At 36.3% G+C, this 15,968-nt stretch carries 14 protein-coding genes; 2 read left to right on the top strand and 12 right to left on the bottom strand.

The features are described 5' to 3' along the window. Positions 1–12: 12 nt before the first annotated feature. From tsf to H3T56_RS08010, 5 genes are all read right to left on the bottom strand, one after another. The gene (gene tsf, locus H3T56_RS07990) at positions 13–873 is read right to left on the bottom strand and encodes a translation elongation factor Ts (RefSeq protein ID WP_065579132.1); all 861 of its coding nucleotides are present in this window, start codon (positions 871–873) and stop codon (positions 13–15) included. A gap of 84 nt (positions 874–957) precedes the next feature. Then, complete coding sequence (rpsB, locus tag H3T56_RS07995) at positions 958–1,695, bottom strand: 30S ribosomal protein S2 (RefSeq protein ID WP_065579133.1); 738 nt, start codon at positions 1,693–1,695, stop codon at positions 958–960. 356 nt (positions 1,696–2,051) lie between these two features. Then, positions 2,052–2,387, bottom strand: coding sequence for a zinc ribbon domain-containing protein YjdM (locus H3T56_RS08000; RefSeq protein WP_065579134.1), 336 nt, complete (start codon positions 2,385–2,387; stop codon positions 2,052–2,054). Between the two features lie 95 nt (positions 2,388–2,482). Next, positions 2,483–3,253 (bottom strand): class I SAM-dependent methyltransferase, encoded by a 771-nt coding sequence (locus H3T56_RS08005; protein ID WP_198192491.1) that lies wholly within the window; start codon positions 3,251–3,253, stop codon positions 2,483–2,485. 14 nt (positions 3,254–3,267) lie between these two features. Further along, positions 3,268–3,615 carry a cupin domain-containing protein gene (locus tag H3T56_RS08010; RefSeq protein ID WP_198192493.1) on the bottom strand — a complete coding sequence of 116 codons (348 nt, stop codon included), beginning with the start codon at positions 3,613–3,615 and terminating at the stop codon, positions 3,268–3,270. Positions 3,616–3,830: 215 nt separating this feature from the next. On the opposite strand from H3T56_RS08010, the gene H3T56_RS08015 reads away from it, so the two are divergent. Beyond that, a complete protein-coding gene (locus H3T56_RS08015; protein WP_198192494.1) occupies positions 3,831–4,544 on the top strand; it encodes a Crp/Fnr family transcriptional regulator in 714 nt (237 codons plus the stop codon). A 39-nt stretch (positions 4,545–4,583) separates the two neighbouring features. On the opposite strand, the gene H3T56_RS08020 is transcribed toward H3T56_RS08015, so the two are convergent. The 5 genes from H3T56_RS08020 to rpsL form a co-directional block, all read right to left on the bottom strand. Next, positions 4,584–6,647, bottom strand: coding sequence for a TonB-dependent receptor domain-containing protein (locus tag H3T56_RS08020; protein WP_198192496.1), 2,064 nt, complete (start codon positions 6,645–6,647; stop codon positions 4,584–4,586). Positions 6,648–7,028: 381 nt separating this feature from the next. Then, positions 7,029–8,213, bottom strand: a complete 1,185-nt coding sequence (gene tuf / locus H3T56_RS08025) for an elongation factor Tu (protein ID WP_034900851.1) — start codon at positions 8,211–8,213, stop codon at positions 7,029–7,031. A gap of 65 nt (positions 8,214–8,278) precedes the next feature. Beyond that, on the bottom strand, positions 8,279–10,381 hold the full coding sequence (gene fusA, locus H3T56_RS08030) for an elongation factor G (RefSeq protein ID WP_110448642.1): 2,103 nt from the start codon (positions 10,379–10,381) through the stop codon (positions 8,279–8,281). A 106-nt stretch (positions 10,382–10,487) separates the two neighbouring features. Then, entirely contained in the window at positions 10,488–10,958 is a 471-nt protein-coding gene (gene rpsG / locus H3T56_RS08035) for a 30S ribosomal protein S7 (RefSeq protein WP_065578189.1), read from the bottom strand. Between the two features lie 100 nt (positions 10,959–11,058). After that, positions 11,059–11,433 carry a 30S ribosomal protein S12 gene (gene rpsL / locus H3T56_RS08040; RefSeq protein ID WP_034883792.1) on the bottom strand — a complete coding sequence of 125 codons (375 nt, stop codon included), beginning with the start codon at positions 11,431–11,433 and terminating at the stop codon, positions 11,059–11,061. Between the two features lie 288 nt (positions 11,434–11,721). On the opposite strand from rpsL, the gene H3T56_RS08045 reads away from it, so the two are divergent. Next, positions 11,722–12,912: a DNA-binding transcriptional regulator gene (locus H3T56_RS08045; RefSeq protein ID WP_232351418.1), complete on the top strand. Its 1,191-nt coding sequence runs from the start codon at positions 11,722–11,724 to the stop codon at positions 12,910–12,912. 85 nt (positions 12,913–12,997) lie between these two features. On the opposite strand, the gene xylB is transcribed toward H3T56_RS08045, so the two are convergent. Both xylB and xylA read right to left on the bottom strand, forming a co-directional pair. Beyond that, on the bottom strand, positions 12,998–14,455 hold the full coding sequence (xylB, locus tag H3T56_RS08050) for a xylulokinase (RefSeq protein WP_198192498.1): 1,458 nt from the start codon (positions 14,453–14,455) through the stop codon (positions 12,998–13,000). A gap of 71 nt (positions 14,456–14,526) precedes the next feature. Further along, positions 14,527–15,846, bottom strand: a complete 1,320-nt coding sequence (gene xylA / locus H3T56_RS08055; RefSeq protein WP_065650731.1) for a xylose isomerase — start codon at positions 15,844–15,846, stop codon at positions 14,527–14,529. Positions 15,847–15,968 lie beyond the last annotated feature (122 nt).

A 15,968-nucleotide genomic window follows, 5' to 3' on the forward strand; every position in this document is an offset into this window, starting at 1 on the left:
TTGATAAAACAATTAAGATTGTTTCGACATCGCAGCCACTTCTGCTGCAAAATCAACTTCGACTTTTTCGATACCTTCACCCACTTCAAAGCGGATAAATGATGCAACAGTCGCTTTTTTCTCAGTAAGTAAATCACCAACTGTTTTGCTTGGATCCATTACAAATGGTTGACCAGTAAGTGATACTTCACCAGTGAATTTACGCATACGGCCTTCAACCATTTTTTCTGCGATTTCACGAGGTTTACCAGATTGCATTGCAATATCAATTTGAATATTACGTTCATGCTCAACCACATCTGCAGGTACATCGCTAGGGTCAACATATTCTGGTTTGCTTGCTGCAATGTGCATTGCAATGTGTTTAACTAATTCTTCATCACAACCACTGTTAGCTGCAACTAAAACACCAATACGTGCACCGTGTTGATAACTACCAACTACATCGCCAGTAATTTGTTGAACACGACGGATGCCGATGTTTTCACCGATTTTAGCAACTAATGCAGTACGTTCTTCTTCAAATTTTGCTTGTAAAGCTGCAATATCAGTGATTTTATCATTTAAAGCAGCTGTTGCTACTTTATCACTGAATTCTAAGAAACCAGCATCTTTAGCAACAAAGTCAGTTTCACAGTTAATTTCTAAAATAACACCAACTTTTTTATCTGCTGAAATTTTAGAAATAATTACACCTTCAGCTGCTACACGACCTGCTTTTTTAGCTGCTTTGGCTTGACCTGATTTACGCATGTTGTCGATAGCAAGATCGATATCACCATTTGCTTCAACTAATGCTTTTTTACATTCCATCATACCTGCGCCAGTTCTTTCGCGCAGTTCTTTTACCATAGAAGCGGTAACTTCAGCCATTTTAAAATCCTCTATTTAACCATTATGATGATTTTCATTAGAATGGGTCGACGATATTATCGACCCTGAAAATATTTGAGTTTATTATTCTGCTGCTGGAGCTTCTTCAACAAAGCTTTCTTCAGATACTGGAGATTGGTTTTGTTCACGACCTGAACGTACTGCTTCAGCAACTGCATTTGCATATAATTGAATTGCACGGATTGCGTCATCATTACCAGGAACAATGTAATCAATACCATCTGGATCTGAGTTAGTATCAACAACAGCAATGACTGGAATACCTAAATTGTTAGCTTCTTTGATTGCGATATGTTCATGGTCTGCACCAATAACAAAAATCACATCGGGTAAGCCACCCATATTTTTAATTCCACCCAAGCTATTTTCTAATTTAGCCATTTCACGAGCACGCATAAGTGCTTCTTTCTTGGTTAATTTATCAAATGTACCATCATTAGCTTGTGTTTCTAAATCTTTTAAACGTTTGATTGATTGACGTACTGTTTTCCAGTTAGTCAACATACCACCTAACCAACGGTGATTAACGTAGTATTGTCCACAGCTTTCTGCTGCTTGTTTAATTGCTTCACTTGCAGCACGTTTTGTACCAACAAATAGAATTTTACCTTTACGCGCAGCAACTTTGTTTAATTCAGCTAATGCTTCATTGAACATTGGTACTGTTTTTTCAAGATTGATGATGTGAACTTTGTTACGAGCACCAAAAATAAATGGTTTCATTTTTGGGTTCCAATAACGAGTTTGGTGTCCAAAGTGTACACCTGCTTGTAACATATCGCGCATTGATACTGTAGTCATGATTTCCTCATTTTTACGTTGGGGTTATGCCTCCACATATCCGCTTTATCCGACCTTATTACTTTAAGTAAAAGGCACCCCGGCAAAGAGTAATGATATGTGTGTGTTATAACGTTAATTAATTATTAAATTTTATGCTGATGTTTCATTATTATTTTCAATAAAAATAATCTGAAATATAGCGCGCGTTTTATACCACATTTAAATTAAGATTACCAGAAGTATTTATTTTTATAGGTGATGAAATATTAGTTTTTTATTAAAGGTTGTGGATTTGGTCTGGAAAAATAACGATATAAGCTAACAAAGTCAATTTATTAGCTTATATTAAAAAAGTTGCATGTTGCTTTAAATCATTAAGCCTTTTTAACAAAACAAGCTTTAAGCATTACTTTCATGCCATCGATTTTACAATCAATTTCGTGGTCACCGTCTACTAGACGAATGCCTTTAGCTTTAGCCCCTTTTTTGAGGACGGTTGATGAGCCTTTTAATTTTAAATCTTTAATCAAAATAATATCATCGCCATCAACTAACAAATTACCATTGCTATCTTTAACTTGTAATTCATCGGTTGTCGAAGTTTCTTGATTTGGATCCCATTCGTGTGCACATTCCGGACAAACATAAAAAGTACCATCGTGGTAAGTGTGTTCAGATTGGCAAGCCGGGCAATTAGGTATAGATTCCATAGTTTTTCATTAATCCAAATTAAATAAAATGATGTCCACTATAGCAAAAAAAGACTATTTAGTCATGATATTCAGCTATACCTAATAGTTTTTTATTATTTCGGTTTGACACTACAGATAGCAATGTAATTAAGGTATTTTTTATTTTTTCTAAATGTTTTAAACATTTTGATAAATTGTGGTCGATTTTGTTTATGTAATGCATTACCAACAATTTTGATTGCACCAAAAAATCCTTCATCGGTAATCATACCTCGTGGTGACATTAACGTCATAGCGGCATGTTCTGATTTTATATTGATAAATCCTATAGTTGAAAAAAGATTAATCCATTCATCATGACTCATAGGCTGTGCATTAACATTGATCGCATTATGAATTTGTGCCGTGACGTCTTGAGAGTTTTCTGGATTTACTAACATAATGTCATGCGTTAATAATTTTCCACCTGGTTTTAATACTCGAAAATACTCGCTGAGTAAGCGAGCTTTCGCTTTGTCTGCATACATGGTTAACATCGCTTCATTAATTACAATATCAAAGCTGTTATCAGCGAAAGGTAATTTGGAAGCGTCGGCTTGTTGTATATCGACTAACTGACTAACATTATTTTTTATAACATTTTGTTTGGCTTTCTCTAATGCCATTTTATCCATGTCGATACCAATAATATGGCATTTAAATCGCTTAGCTATTTCGATAGAGGTCGTACCCATATTGCATGCGATCTCTAACACTTGGCTTTGTGGCGTAAATTCTGCTTGTTTAAATAACCATTCTGTAGCTTTCTTTCCGCCTGGTCTTAAACGTGTTTTACCGAGACGGGCCAAAAATTTATGGCCGGCTTCTTTTTTAATTTGTTCCATTGTCTATCCTTAGTTTAATTAGTCTTTAATGTGATTTCTCTCAACATAATTAATAGCATTTTTGCTGGTATTGGTGCTTCAACAGCATGAGGGATATTAGCTGGCATTTTTACTATCGTTCTTGGTTCAGCTTTAACTGGTTTGCCATCAATAATTAAATTTAATTGCCCTTCTATGACCATAACGATCGCATCAAATGGTGCACTATGTTCAGAGAGCCCTTGTCCTTTATCAAAAGCAAATAAGGTTAAGTTACCACCAGATGTTTTAGCTAATACTCGACTAGCAATACCTTGCTCCGTTTGTTTAATTAATGAAGCTAAATTTAGTTCTTGTGCTGGAGGAATAGTATTATTTGGCATAAGATGCTCCTGTTTTTCAGTAAGTGCAAAACAAAATATAATTGTTATTTTGGTCAATGCTTATGATATAGGTTATAAGTGGTTAAATTATTATTGTTAAAAAACATTATATTTCATATGGTTATTGATAATTAATAATAAGGCTTTATTTATTGAAATAAGAATTATTATCAATTATATTGAAGTCATTCTAAAGTTATTATTAGGCAATCCCTATGACATTTGTCAAAAATATACCAACTCAAGCTGAGATTTTAACTTGGTTAAATAATGTAAAAATGTTTGATGGGTTAACCACTGATGCATTAATACCAATCCTTGAAAATGCTAGTTATATGGAATTTAGTACCTGTGAGCTAATTAGTTATGAAGGTATGCCTTTTTCTGGTTGTTCTTTGGTTCTTGCTGGTAAAGTTGAGGTATTTAGAAATACTTATTTAGGTGAAGAAAAAGTTTTTGGGATTTTTTCGCCTTATGAATTAGTTGCCATTGCTGCAGTGTTTATGCCTCATAATCGCTTTCCCATGACAATTCGAGCAAAAACTAATTGCTCATTATTATTACTTGAAAAAAATAGCGTATTACAAGTTTGTATGAATAATCCTATTGTTATGCAACGCTTGTTAGTGCAATTTAGTACTAAACTATACGAACAAATTAATAACATCGATTGGTTAACATCCAGTTCGGCAGAACAGCGTTTAGCTGCTTATATTTTATCGTTATCTTCGAAACAAGATACAAGTTTTGTGTTACCAATATCACGCAGTCAATTGGCAACTAAGCTCGGTATCCGTTATGAAACGTTAAGCCGACTAATTTCTAGTTGGCGTAAACAAAAAATAATTGAAATTAAATTGAATCAGGTAACAATTTTAAAGAGAACCTATCTTCACCAGCTTACGCTTCCTTCACAACGTTCATTTTAAGTAGCTGTATCTGACAGCATTACTGTCAGATACACTTTTTTAGAAGTGATAAACAAGCCCACTATTGAGATTGAATCCCATAGCTGGGAATAAAGTATTTTCCTGTTTTGATTTTACTACATCATTAGCAACCGAGGCGGTAGCATAATGTTTGTTGGTTAGGTTATCTGCAGTTAAATAAGCCGACCAACCATTAGGATTTTGATAATTAATTTTAAAGCCTAAAGCTACATATTTATCTCGGTATTGAACATTCATATTATTGGCATGATCAACCGGCGTATTAGTTGGGGACCAGTGAATATTTGGGCCAAGTGTCCAGTTATCATATTTATATAAAATTTCTGCAGTAATCGTATTTCTTGGGATGCCGGCAATATAATTACGATTATATTCGCCACCCATAAAACGAAAATCGTTATACGTCCAAGCTAAACGATATTCAATATCGCCAGAAATAAAAACTGAAGGTATTAGTCCTTTTAGGCCTGCTTCTATCCCTTGATGACGTGTTTTGGCGCCATAATTAAATACTCCTATTGCCGTTCCACTTGAGTCGTAAGTGGTAATATATTCATCTTTAATGATGCTTCGATATAAAGCAATATCCCAGTTTAGTTCTTGGGTTATCTTTCCATTACCACCAATTTCGGCAGTAATGCCTTTTTGACGATTTAATTTGTTAATTTTGGCTTTCATGCCATCGCTAGTAATAATTTCACGAAAGGATGCGGGTTCGTTACTGGTGCTTAAATTGGCATAAAATCGCGTATCATTTGTTTGATGCCAAATTACCCCTAATTTAGGTGACCAAAATGTCCATGCTTGATCAAGGGCGTTTTTATTGTGCCGCGCATCAACCTCTCGTTTGGCATGCATAATTTTAGTATCTAAATTGAGTTGCCATTCATTGTTGATTTGCCATGAGGAACCAATGGATCCATATACGTTTTCTGCGGTAGCATCATATTTTCCCAGTGAACGTTTATTCATTTTGGTATGACGTCGATTCATCAATAATTGACGATCAAGATTGGTTTTATCCCATGCTAGAGCTGATCGATAGCTAAAATTATCAAAGGTCATATTATAAGTTAATTGACTACCAATAGTGTTACTATCACTTAAAACATAATCGGTTGGCGTAACAAAATTATCATGTGTACGCTGATACCATAATCCTAGCTCAATGGCTTGGTTATCTAGGGTCCAATTTGCGCGGTTAGCAATACGCCCCTGTTGAACATTACGATGCGGATCTCGCATTTGCACAACTTTAAAAATACTCGTTGGATCACTTTTGCTTTTACGTTGCGATAAAGGTCCTGGAATATCAAAACGTAAATCTGTCCAACTTAACCATGTTCTATTTTCAAAGTTTTCATTACTATAACCAAAGTTAGATCGAACTGTTTTCCGTTGCGAGGTTGAATGATCTCGATAACCATCAAAATGGTCATAAGATAGGCTAATGCGACCATCCATATCATCACCGCTATGACCTAATGCTATTTGCGCGGCTTCTCGACCAAATGCTCCATATTCATAACGAGCACTACCAAGTTCATCTTTTCCTGTGTAGGAGATGAAATTCAATTCTCCCCCTAAACTATTAGCTTGAGGATGAGTATTATTGGCTCCACGGTAGACTGAAATTAACCGAGCTTCACGCATATCTAAGGTACTAATATGGAAATCACCATCAGCATCCGTGATAGGTAGCCCATCTTGTAATAGTAAGACACCTCGTGATAGCGGGGCACTTTGCACTCCAGAACCACGAATGTTTAATCTTGGTTGATCTGTACCGCCAAAAAAGTTTTGAATAATAATTCCAGGTTGATAATCAAGCGCATCTTGTAGTGTGGATAATCTATTTTCCTGTTCTGGAATGATTAAGTTAGTTGCCCCAGCAGTTTGTTTTTGTTTAACTTGTTCCTGCTGAAAAGTCGGAGACAATGAATTTTTTCTATTATCACTATCATTAGGGGTAACAATAATTGTATCATGACTTGTCTCGGCTAATGCATAACCGCTAAACATCATAGGCGAATAGAATAGGGTTAATATACTTATTTGAATAACTTTATTTTTTCTGCACATAACATCTCACTTCTCATTCGATTTAATGATAATGATTATTATTTACACAAAAAACAAGAAACACTATGACATTTGTCAAATATAACAAAAAATAAACAATAAAAGTTTAAGGAATAGATTATCTCAGGCTTTTGTCAATCAAGAATAATAGTATAAATTATTTTTCTTAGTTGCTTTTTCTTAGTTTTGGTAATGCCTTTAGCAGCTATATATAGCTGCATCTTCACTGATATCGCCTTTAGCTTGATACCTAGGTCTAAATAGGTTAATTAACCTGTTTAATTCGTTTAGTTAAATATTGAGGACAATAAAAAAGGTGCACAGAGTGCACCTTTTTGGAACTGATAAGAGCATTTAACATGCTCTTTAGTTACGCTTAAATTATTTGATAACTTTAGCAACAACACCAGCACCAACAGTACGACCACCTTCACGGATAGCGAAACGTAAACCGTCTGCCATTGCGATTGGGTGAATTAATGATACTGTCATTTTGATGTTATCACCTGGCATTACCATTTCTACGCCTTCTGGTAATTCAATAGTACCTGTTACGTCTGTTGTACGGAAGTAGAACTGTGGACGGTAACCTTTGAAGAATGGAGTATGACGACCACCTTCATCTTTACTTAGAATATACACTTCTGATTCGAAATCTGTATGTGGAGTAATTGAACCTGGTTTTGCTAATACTTGACCACGTTCGATTTCTTCACGTTTTGTACCACGTAATAATACACCTACGTTCTCACCAGCACGACCTTCGTCTAGTAATTTACGGAACATTTCTACACCAGTACAAGTTGTTTTAGTTGTTGGTTTGATACCAACGATTTCAACTTCTTCACCAACTTTGATTACACCGCGCTCTACACGACCTGTTACTACTGTACCACGGCCTGAGATTGAGAATACGTCTTCGATTGGTAATAAGAATGGTTTATCAATGTCACGCTCTGGTTCTGGAATGTAGCTGTCTAATGCTTCTGCTAATTCTACAATTTTGTCTTCCCATGCTGCATCACCTTCTAACGCTTTAAGCGCTGAACCACGAATTACTGGTGTATCGTCACCTGGGAAATCGTATTGAGATAGAAGTTCACGTACTTCCATTTCAACTAATTCTAATAACTCTTCATCATCAACCATATCACATTTGTTTAAGAATACGATGATGTAAGGTACACCTACTTGACGACCTAAAAGAATGTGCTCACGAGTTTGTGGCATTGGACCATCAGTTGCTGCTACTACTAAGATAGCACCGTCCATTTGTGCCGCACCAGTGATCATGTTTTTAACATAGTCAGCATGGCCTGGGCAGTCTACGTGTGCGTAGTGACGAGTTGGTGTATCGTATTCAACGTGTGAAGTATTGATGGTGATACCACGTGCTTTTTCTTCTGGTGCGTTATCGATTTGATCGAATGCACGAGCTTGACCACCGTATTTTTTAGATAATACTGATGTGATCGCTGCAGTTAAAGTTGTTTTACCATGGTCAACGTGGCCGATTGTACCAACGTTAACGTGGGGTTTTGTACGTTCAAATTTTTCTTTAGACATCTTAATGTTCCTTTATTAAATCACTTCCCTAACAATAGGGAAGTGTTACTTATTTATATAAATAATTATTTCGCTTTACGAGCTTCAATAATTGCAGTTGCAATATTGGTTGGCGCTTCATTGTACTTCAAGAACTCCATTGAGTAAGAAGCACGACCTTGGGTTTGTGAACGAAGGTCAGTTGCATAACCAAACATTTCTGAAAGTGGAACTTGTGCTTTAACTGTTTTACCAGTTGCAGTATCTTCCATTCCTTCGATCATACCACGACGACGGTTTAAGTCACCGATAACGTCACCCATATAATCTTCAGGGGTTTCAACTTCTACTTTCATGATCGGTTCTAAAAGCACAGGTTTAGCTTTCATGAAGCCATCTTTAAACGCCATTGAACCGGCAATTTTAAATGCCATTTCTGATGAGTCGACATCATGGTAAGAACCATCAAAGATGGTAACTTCAACATCAACAATTGGGTAACCAGCAAGAACACCATTTTTCATTTGTTCTTGACAGCCTTTATCAACTGCAGGGATGTATTCTTTAGGAACTACACCACCAACAATTTCATTGTTGAATTTGTAGCCTTCGCCACCTGCTTCTAATGGTTTAATTCTTAACCATACATGACCATATTGACCACGACCACCAGACTGACGAACAAATTTACCTTCTTGTTCAACTTCATTGCGAATGGTTTCACGGTAAGCAACTTGTGGTTTACCAACATTTGCTTCCACTTTAAATTCACGTTTCATACGGTCAACGATGATTTCTAAGTGAAGCTCACCCATACCAGAAATAATTGTTTGACCTGATTCTTCATCGGTGTGAACACGGAATGAAGGATCTTCTTGTGCTAGTCGACCTAAAGCAAGTCCCATTTTTTCTTGGTCAGCTTTAGTTTTTGGTTCAACAGCAACAGAAATTACCGGCTCAGGGAACTCCATTCTTTCTAGAATGATTGGTGCGCTCTCAGCACATAATGTATCACCAGTTGTTACCTCTTTAAGACCGATAGCTGCTGCAATGTCACCTGCGCGAACTTCTTTAATTTCTTCACGTTTGTTAGCGTGCATCTGAACGATACGACCAAAACGTTCTTTTTTATCTTTAACAGAGTTAAGAACGGTATCACCAGAATTTACTACACCAGAGTAAACACGGAAGAATGTTAAGTTACCAACAAATGGGTCAGTTGCAATTTTAAATGCTAATGATGAGAACGGTTCATCATCACTTGAATGACGCTCTGCTGCTTCACCATTTGGTAATTCACCTTTGATTGCTGGAACATCTGTTGGTGCTGGTAAATATTCAATTACTGCATCAAGCATGAATTGAACACCTTTGTTTTTAAAGGCACTACCACAAGTTACTAAGATGATTTCGTTAGCAAGCACACGTTCGCGTAATGCTAATTTAACTTCTTCTTCAGTTAACTCTTCACCACCAAGGTATTTTTCCATTAACTCTTCATTTGCTTCAGCTGCTGCTTCCATTAAGTTTGCACGCCATTCTTCGACTTGCTCAACCATATCTGCAGGAACATCTTCATAAGTGAAGCTTACACCTTGATCAGCATCATTCCAGTTAATTGCTTTACGTTTAAGTAAATCAACTACACCTGTAAAGCCTTCTTCAGCGCCGATAGGTAATACTAATGGAACTGGTACAGCGGCTAAACGAGTTTTGATTTGATCAACAACACGTAAGAAGTTAGCACCCATACGGTCCATTTTGTTTACGAACGCGATACGTGGAACTTTATATTTGTTTGCTTGACGCCATACTGTTTCTGATTGAGGTTGAACACCACCAACCGCACAGTAAACCATTACCGCACCATCTAAAACACGCATAGAACGTTCAACTTCGATTGTGAAGTCAACGTGTCCCGGGGTGTCGATGATATTGATTCGGTGTGGTTCAAATTGTTGACCCATACCAGACCAGAATGCAGTAGTTGCCGCAGAAGTGATAGTGATACCACGTTCTTGTTCTTGTTCCATCCAGTCCATGGTAGCTGCGCCATCATGAACCTCACCAATTTTGTGACTTACGCCAGTGTAAAACAAAATACGTTCAGTTGTCGTAGTTTTACCTGCGTCAATGTGTGCACTGATACCGATATTACGGTAGCGTGCTATAGGGGTTGTACGAGCCATATTAATCCTCTATTTAGAATCGTTTGCTTATAAAATATCTTTTTGGGGACTGATAATAAATATTAATTATCAGTCTAATTTCAAGCGTCTTATATAAGCGCTTAAATTACCAACGATAGTGTGCAAACGCTCTATTAGCTTCAGCCATACGATGAACATCTTCGCGTTTTTTCACAGCGGTACCTTTGTTTTCAAAAGCATCCATAAGTTCATTCGCTAGGCGTAATGCCATTGATTTATCGCCACGTTTACGTGCAGCATCTACAATCCAACGCATTGCAAGTGCATTACGACGAACAGGACGCACTTCAACAGGAACTTGGTATGTAGAACCACCAACGCGACGAGACTTAACTTCTACAGTTGGTCTTACGTTATCTAATGCAACTTCAAAAGCTGCTAAGTGGTCTTTTCCACTACGCTCAGCTAATTTATCAAGAGCTGAATATACGATTGATTCTGCGACAGATTTTTTACCATCTATCATTAAAATATTTACAAATTTCGCCAGCAAATCTGAACCGAATTTCGGATCAGGTAAAATTTTTCTTTGACCGACAACATGACGACGTGGCATTGGAATACTCCGTTTATATGTTACAAATTTTCAGGTTTACCCAAAACTCAAATGAGTTATATGGAATTTATATAGTTTGGCCTTACTTAACGGAGTTCCATTAAGCTTTAGGTCGTTTCACACCGTATTTAGAACGGCTTTGTTTGCGATCTTTAACACCTGCGCAGTCTAATGCACCACGAACAGTGTGATAACGAACACCAGGTAAATCTTTAACACGACCACCGCGGATTAAAATCACGCTATGTTCTTGTAAGTTATGACCTTCACCACCGATGTAAGAAGTTACTTCAAAACCGTTGGTTAAACGTACACGGCATACTTTACGTAATGCTGAGTTTGGTTTTTTAGGTGTAGTGGTGTAAACACGTGTACATACACCTCGTTTTTGCGGGCATGCTTCAAGTGCAGGAACGTTACTTTTCGCTTCCTTTAGTGCTCTTGGTTTGCGTACCAGCTGATTAATTGTTGCCATTAATAAGCTCCTGATTAATTAAAATAAATTTAAAAATTGCTTTTTAGATACGTAATTAATAACTGTAGCCCAAAGCCTATTTATATAAGTTTTGGGTCGCAAGATTCTAGACCTCAATAGCTATAATGTCAAGTATTAGCACAGGTTCTTTATGTTATTTATCAATAATTTTTATGCATGAATAAATGCGAAATAAAAATACATTTTTTTATTTTATTGGTGCTTTTTATCGCACTAGTTTATCCTAATAGATGGGATATAAATTAATACCAATATATAAATGTGACAATGAAAGATATACAGGTTGAAAGTTACAAAGTTGTTTTGCTATTTAATGCAAACAATATTTATGATCGACAAATCCTTAAAGGAATAGGTGATTTTCTAAAAGCGAATAATATTCACTGGAATATCTACATTTCCGAAACCATGCGTTATGACACCAATACTGCTTTCCATTTTGATTGCGATGGTATTATTGCTAATTTTGATGATCCAGATATTCAAGATCTACTAACTAATGTTGATATTCCAATAATTGGGGTAGGTAGTTCACATCATGATAATTCAAGTTATCCAAAAGTTCCTTATGTTGCTGCGGATAATTTTGCGATTATTGAGAGTGCTTTTAATCATTTATGTTCTAAAGGCATTAATCAATTTGCCTTTTATGGTCTACCACCACATCGGTCTTGTCGTTGGGCGGCAGTAAGAGAACAGTTTTTTGCGCAAATTGTAAGTCAAAAGGGTTATGAAGGGTTTATTTATCAAGGAACAACTACATCTCTTGATAATTGGCAAGATAGCTTAGATAAACTTTCTAAATGGTTATTATCTCTGCCAGTTAATACCGGCATTATTGCCGTAAATGATGCTAGAGCCCATCATATTTTACAAGCTTGTGATAGAGTTGAAATTAAAATACCTGAAGAGCTATGCTTAATTGGTATAGATAATGAAGAAGTAATCAATGATCTATCGATGGTTTCCTTATCTACTGTAAAACAAGGAACCGAGGAGATGGGATTTGAAGCAGCTAAATTATTGCAAAAAATATTTAATAAAGGAAAGGTCTCTACCTCGCCACGGTTAATTTCACCGAAAAAAGTTATTGAACGTCGTTCGACCGATTACCGTTCAATACAAGATCCTTATGTTATACAAGCTATTCATTATATCCGTGATTATGCTTGTAAAGGTATTAAAGTAGATCAAGTAACTTCGGAATTGCAAATATCTCGTTCTAATTTAGAACTTCGCTTTAAAACATCATTAGGCAAAACCATTCACACGGTCATTCATGAAGAGAAGTTTAATCGAGCCAAATATCTATTAATTGAATCCTCATTATCGATTCAAGCAATATCTGAGCAATGTGGCTATCCATCAGTGCAATATTTTTATTTTTTATTTAAAAAGTTATATGGCATGACTCCGAAGGATTTCAGAAGTAAATTTACCAATCTTAATTTACTATAATCAACTTAACATAAAGTTAAAAAATAGATTTATTAACTCGCTAAAAAGCAGAAGAGTGTTACAAAAGATCTTCTGCTTTTTAATATCAAGACATTAGCGGTTTTAATTGTTGATAAATGTTTCTAAACATAGCACGCTGTTGTTGGTAATATTCATGTTTTTCCCTATCGGGCTGGTGAGTTTGAATGGTTGGTAATGGTGCTAACCATTGCCCTAAATCACTATCTGGGTTACAAGCGATTTGTGCTAGTTTAGCGGCGCCTAAAGCGGGACCAACTTCGCCACCCTCACAATAAACTATAGTATAACCAGAGATATCGCTAATTAATTGGCGCCAATATTTACTTCTAGCTCCGCCACCAATAACAATAATTTTATCAGGTGAAATGCCGGTTTGTTTTACCACATCTATACCATCTGCTAGGCCATAACTCACACCTAACAAGATTGCTTTAGCTAAATCGACTTTATTATGTTGATAGGTTAAGCCAAAAAATACACCTTTAGCTTCAGGGTTATTATGTGGTGTTCTTTCACCTGATAGATAAGGTAAAAAATAGACTGGCGGTTTATCGTCAGATGGTTGTTCTTCTATCAAGCTAAATAATGTAGCAACATCTTTAATGTCTAACAATTGGCATCCCCAATCAAGACATGAAGCACAACTTAACATAACCGACATAAGATGCCAGCGATTAGGTAATGCATGGCAAAAGCTATGAATTGCCTGTTCAGGTTGGCTGATAAATCGATCAGTAACGGCGAAATAAACCCCCGAAGTACCAAGCGAAAGCATTGCTTGTCCTGGTTGATAAAGACCAACACCGATAGCACCGGCAGCATTATCGCCACCACCGGCAATAACTGGAATTGAATTTATATTCCAACGTTTAGCAATATCATCAGTAACATAACCAGTTATTTGATTGCCTTCAAATAAGGTTGGCATATGTCGTCGATTTAAACCGCAAGCATTTAATAATTGATCGTTCCAATCTCGTTTTTCAACATCTAACCACATGCTGCCAGCAGAATCAGACATATCTGATGCATATTCGCCTGTAATTTTAAAGCGTAAATAATCCTTTGGTAAAAGTACTTTATCTATTTTGGCAAATATTTCTGGCTCGTGTTTTTGCACCCATTTTATTTTGGGTGCAGTAAAACCTGCCATCATCAAATTGCCAGTAATTTTTCTAGAATTTGGCACTAATTGTTCTAATTCATGACATTCAATATCACAACGACCATCATTCCATAAAATTGCTGGCCTTAATACTTGAGATGAACTATCTAATAGCACTGCTCCATGCATTTGTCCACTTAAGCCAATTGCTTTGACTAGTGTTAAGTCATGTTGATGGCTAAGTTCTTGTAGTGCTGAATCTGTTGCTTGCCACCATTGCTGGGGATCTTGTTCTGACCATAATGGGTGGGGACGGGATACGGTGAGTGACTTTGTATTTGACGCCACAATGCGTTGTTTTTCATCCATTAAAATTACTTTGACACCAGAGGTGCCTAAATCAATACCAATATACATATCTGCCTCCATTATGCAGCTATCAGAACTATAAATATAATAGTTCTGATAGGTAAATACACAATGATTTTTTAGCCAAAAATAGATTTATTAACAATATTTTCTAATTGTTCTTGTGCTCCGCTACGTGCTTTAGGTTGCAGATTATTTACAAGACTATATTGTGCAATTTCTTGTAGGGACATATTCCCTTGTAAAATATCTTTACCTAAATTTTTGTCCCAATCGGCATAACGCTCAGCTACTTTTTGATTTAATAGTTTATCTTCAATCATTTTCGCTGCACATTTTAATGATAATGCCATAGTATCGATAGCACCAATATGTCCATGAAATACATCATATTTATCAATGCTTTGTCGTCTTATTTTGGCATCAAAGTTAAGTCCACCAGTGGTAAATCCGCCACTTTTTAATATTTCATACATAACTAGTGCGTTTTCCTCGACACTATTCGGAAATTGATCTGTATCCCATCCCAATTGTGGATCACCCCGATTAGCATCAAGTGAACCAAATATATCTAAGGCAATAGCTGAAGCTACCTCATGTTGAAATGAATGGCCGGCAAGTGTTGCGTGATTTGCTTCAATATTGACCTTGATTTCTTTTTCTAAGCCGAATTGTTTTAAAAAGCCATAAATGGTTGCAACATCATAATCATATTGATGTTTGGTTGGCTCTTGTGGTTTTGGTTCAATCAATAATGCGCCATTGAAACCAATCTTGTGTTTGTTTTCGACAACTAGTTGCATAAATTTACCAAGTTGTTCACGTTCTTGGCGTAAGTTAGTATTTAACAGCGTTTCATAACCTTCCCGGCCACCCCATAATACATAATTTTGACCACCTAACTTATGAGTAGCATTCATTGCATGGACAACTTGAGTGGCAGCACAGGCAAAAACTTCCGGATCAGGATTGGTGGCCGCACCAGCTGCATATCTTGGATTTGTGAAACAGTTAGCGGTTCCCCATAATAAATTAACGCCGGTTTCCTGTTGCTTTTGTAACAGGATATCCGTCATCATGGATAAATTAGAGATATATTCTTGAATTGAATTACCTTCTGGGGCAACATCGACATCATGAAATGCATAAAAAGGCACATTCATTTTATAAAAAAATTCAAAAGCAATATCTGCTTTTGCCTTGGCATTAGCTAGTGGGTCAGCCCCCTTTTGCCACGGATAATTAAATGAATTTGCACCAAACATGTCGGTGCCAGCCCAACAAAAAGTGTGCCAATAACAAATAGAAAAGCGTAAGTGCTCAGCCATTGTTTTTCCCAAAATTATCTGCTCTGGATTGTAATGTCTGAACGCAAAAGGATTATTAGTTTGTGTTCCTTCGTATTTAACTCTTTCTATTTTTTCATAATATTGACTCATAATGTACCTCTAAATACCATTAATTAACTTAAAATCTATATTTTGGTTACTAAGTTTTCTAGATAACTAAACGTTGCTAAATCAGGTAATCAATATGCATGAGTTTTAACAACAACAACAAT

It is taken from the genome of Gilliamella sp. W8123 (genome assembly GCF_016101085.1).
Classification (GTDB): Bacteria; Pseudomonadota; Gammaproteobacteria; order Enterobacterales; family Orbaceae; genus Gilliamella; species Gilliamella apis.

What these genes read in the sequence shown, in the direction of transcription:
- xylA (WP_065650731.1), bottom strand. Translation starts at nt 15,846, where the DNA reads ATGAGTCAATATTATGAAAAAATAGAAAGAGTTAAATACGAAGGAACA.
- H3T56_RS08045 (WP_232351418.1), top strand. Translation starts at nt 11,722, where the DNA reads ATGAAAGATATACAGGTTGAAAGTTACAAAGTTGTTTTGCTATTTAAT.
- fusA (WP_110448642.1), bottom strand. Translation starts at nt 10,381, where the DNA reads ATGGCTCGTACAACCCCTATAGCACGCTACCGTAATATCGGTATCAGT.
- H3T56_RS08005 (WP_198192491.1), bottom strand. Translation starts at nt 3,253, where the DNA reads ATGGAACAAATTAAAAAAGAAGCCGGCCATAAATTTTTGGCCCGTCTC.
- rpsG (WP_065578189.1), bottom strand. Translation starts at nt 10,958, where the DNA reads ATGCCACGTCGTCATGTTGTCGGTCAAAGAAAAATTTTACCTGATCCG.
- H3T56_RS08015 (WP_198192494.1), top strand. Translation starts at nt 3,831, where the DNA reads ATGACATTTGTCAAAAATATACCAACTCAAGCTGAGATTTTAACTTGG.
- H3T56_RS08010 (WP_198192493.1), bottom strand. Translation starts at nt 3,615, where the DNA reads ATGCCAAATAATACTATTCCTCCAGCACAAGAACTAAATTTAGCTTCA.
- tuf (WP_034900851.1), bottom strand. Translation starts at nt 8,213, where the DNA reads ATGTCTAAAGAAAAATTTGAACGTACAAAACCCCACGTTAACGTTGGT.
- xylB (WP_198192498.1), bottom strand. Translation starts at nt 14,455, where the DNA reads ATGTATATTGGTATTGATTTAGGCACCTCTGGTGTCAAAGTAATTTTA.
- tsf (WP_065579132.1), bottom strand. Translation starts at nt 873, where the DNA reads ATGGCTGAAGTTACCGCTTCTATGGTAAAAGAACTGCGCGAAAGAACT.
- H3T56_RS08020 (WP_198192496.1), bottom strand. Translation starts at nt 6,647, where the DNA reads ATGTGCAGAAAAAATAAAGTTATTCAAATAAGTATATTAACCCTATTC.
- rpsL (WP_034883792.1), bottom strand. Translation starts at nt 11,433, where the DNA reads ATGGCAACAATTAATCAGCTGGTACGCAAACCAAGAGCACTAAAGGAA.
- H3T56_RS08000 (WP_065579134.1), bottom strand. Translation starts at nt 2,387, where the DNA reads ATGGAATCTATACCTAATTGCCCGGCTTGCCAATCTGAACACACTTAC.
- rpsB (WP_065579133.1), bottom strand. Translation starts at nt 1,695, where the DNA reads ATGACTACAGTATCAATGCGCGATATGTTACAAGCAGGTGTACACTTT.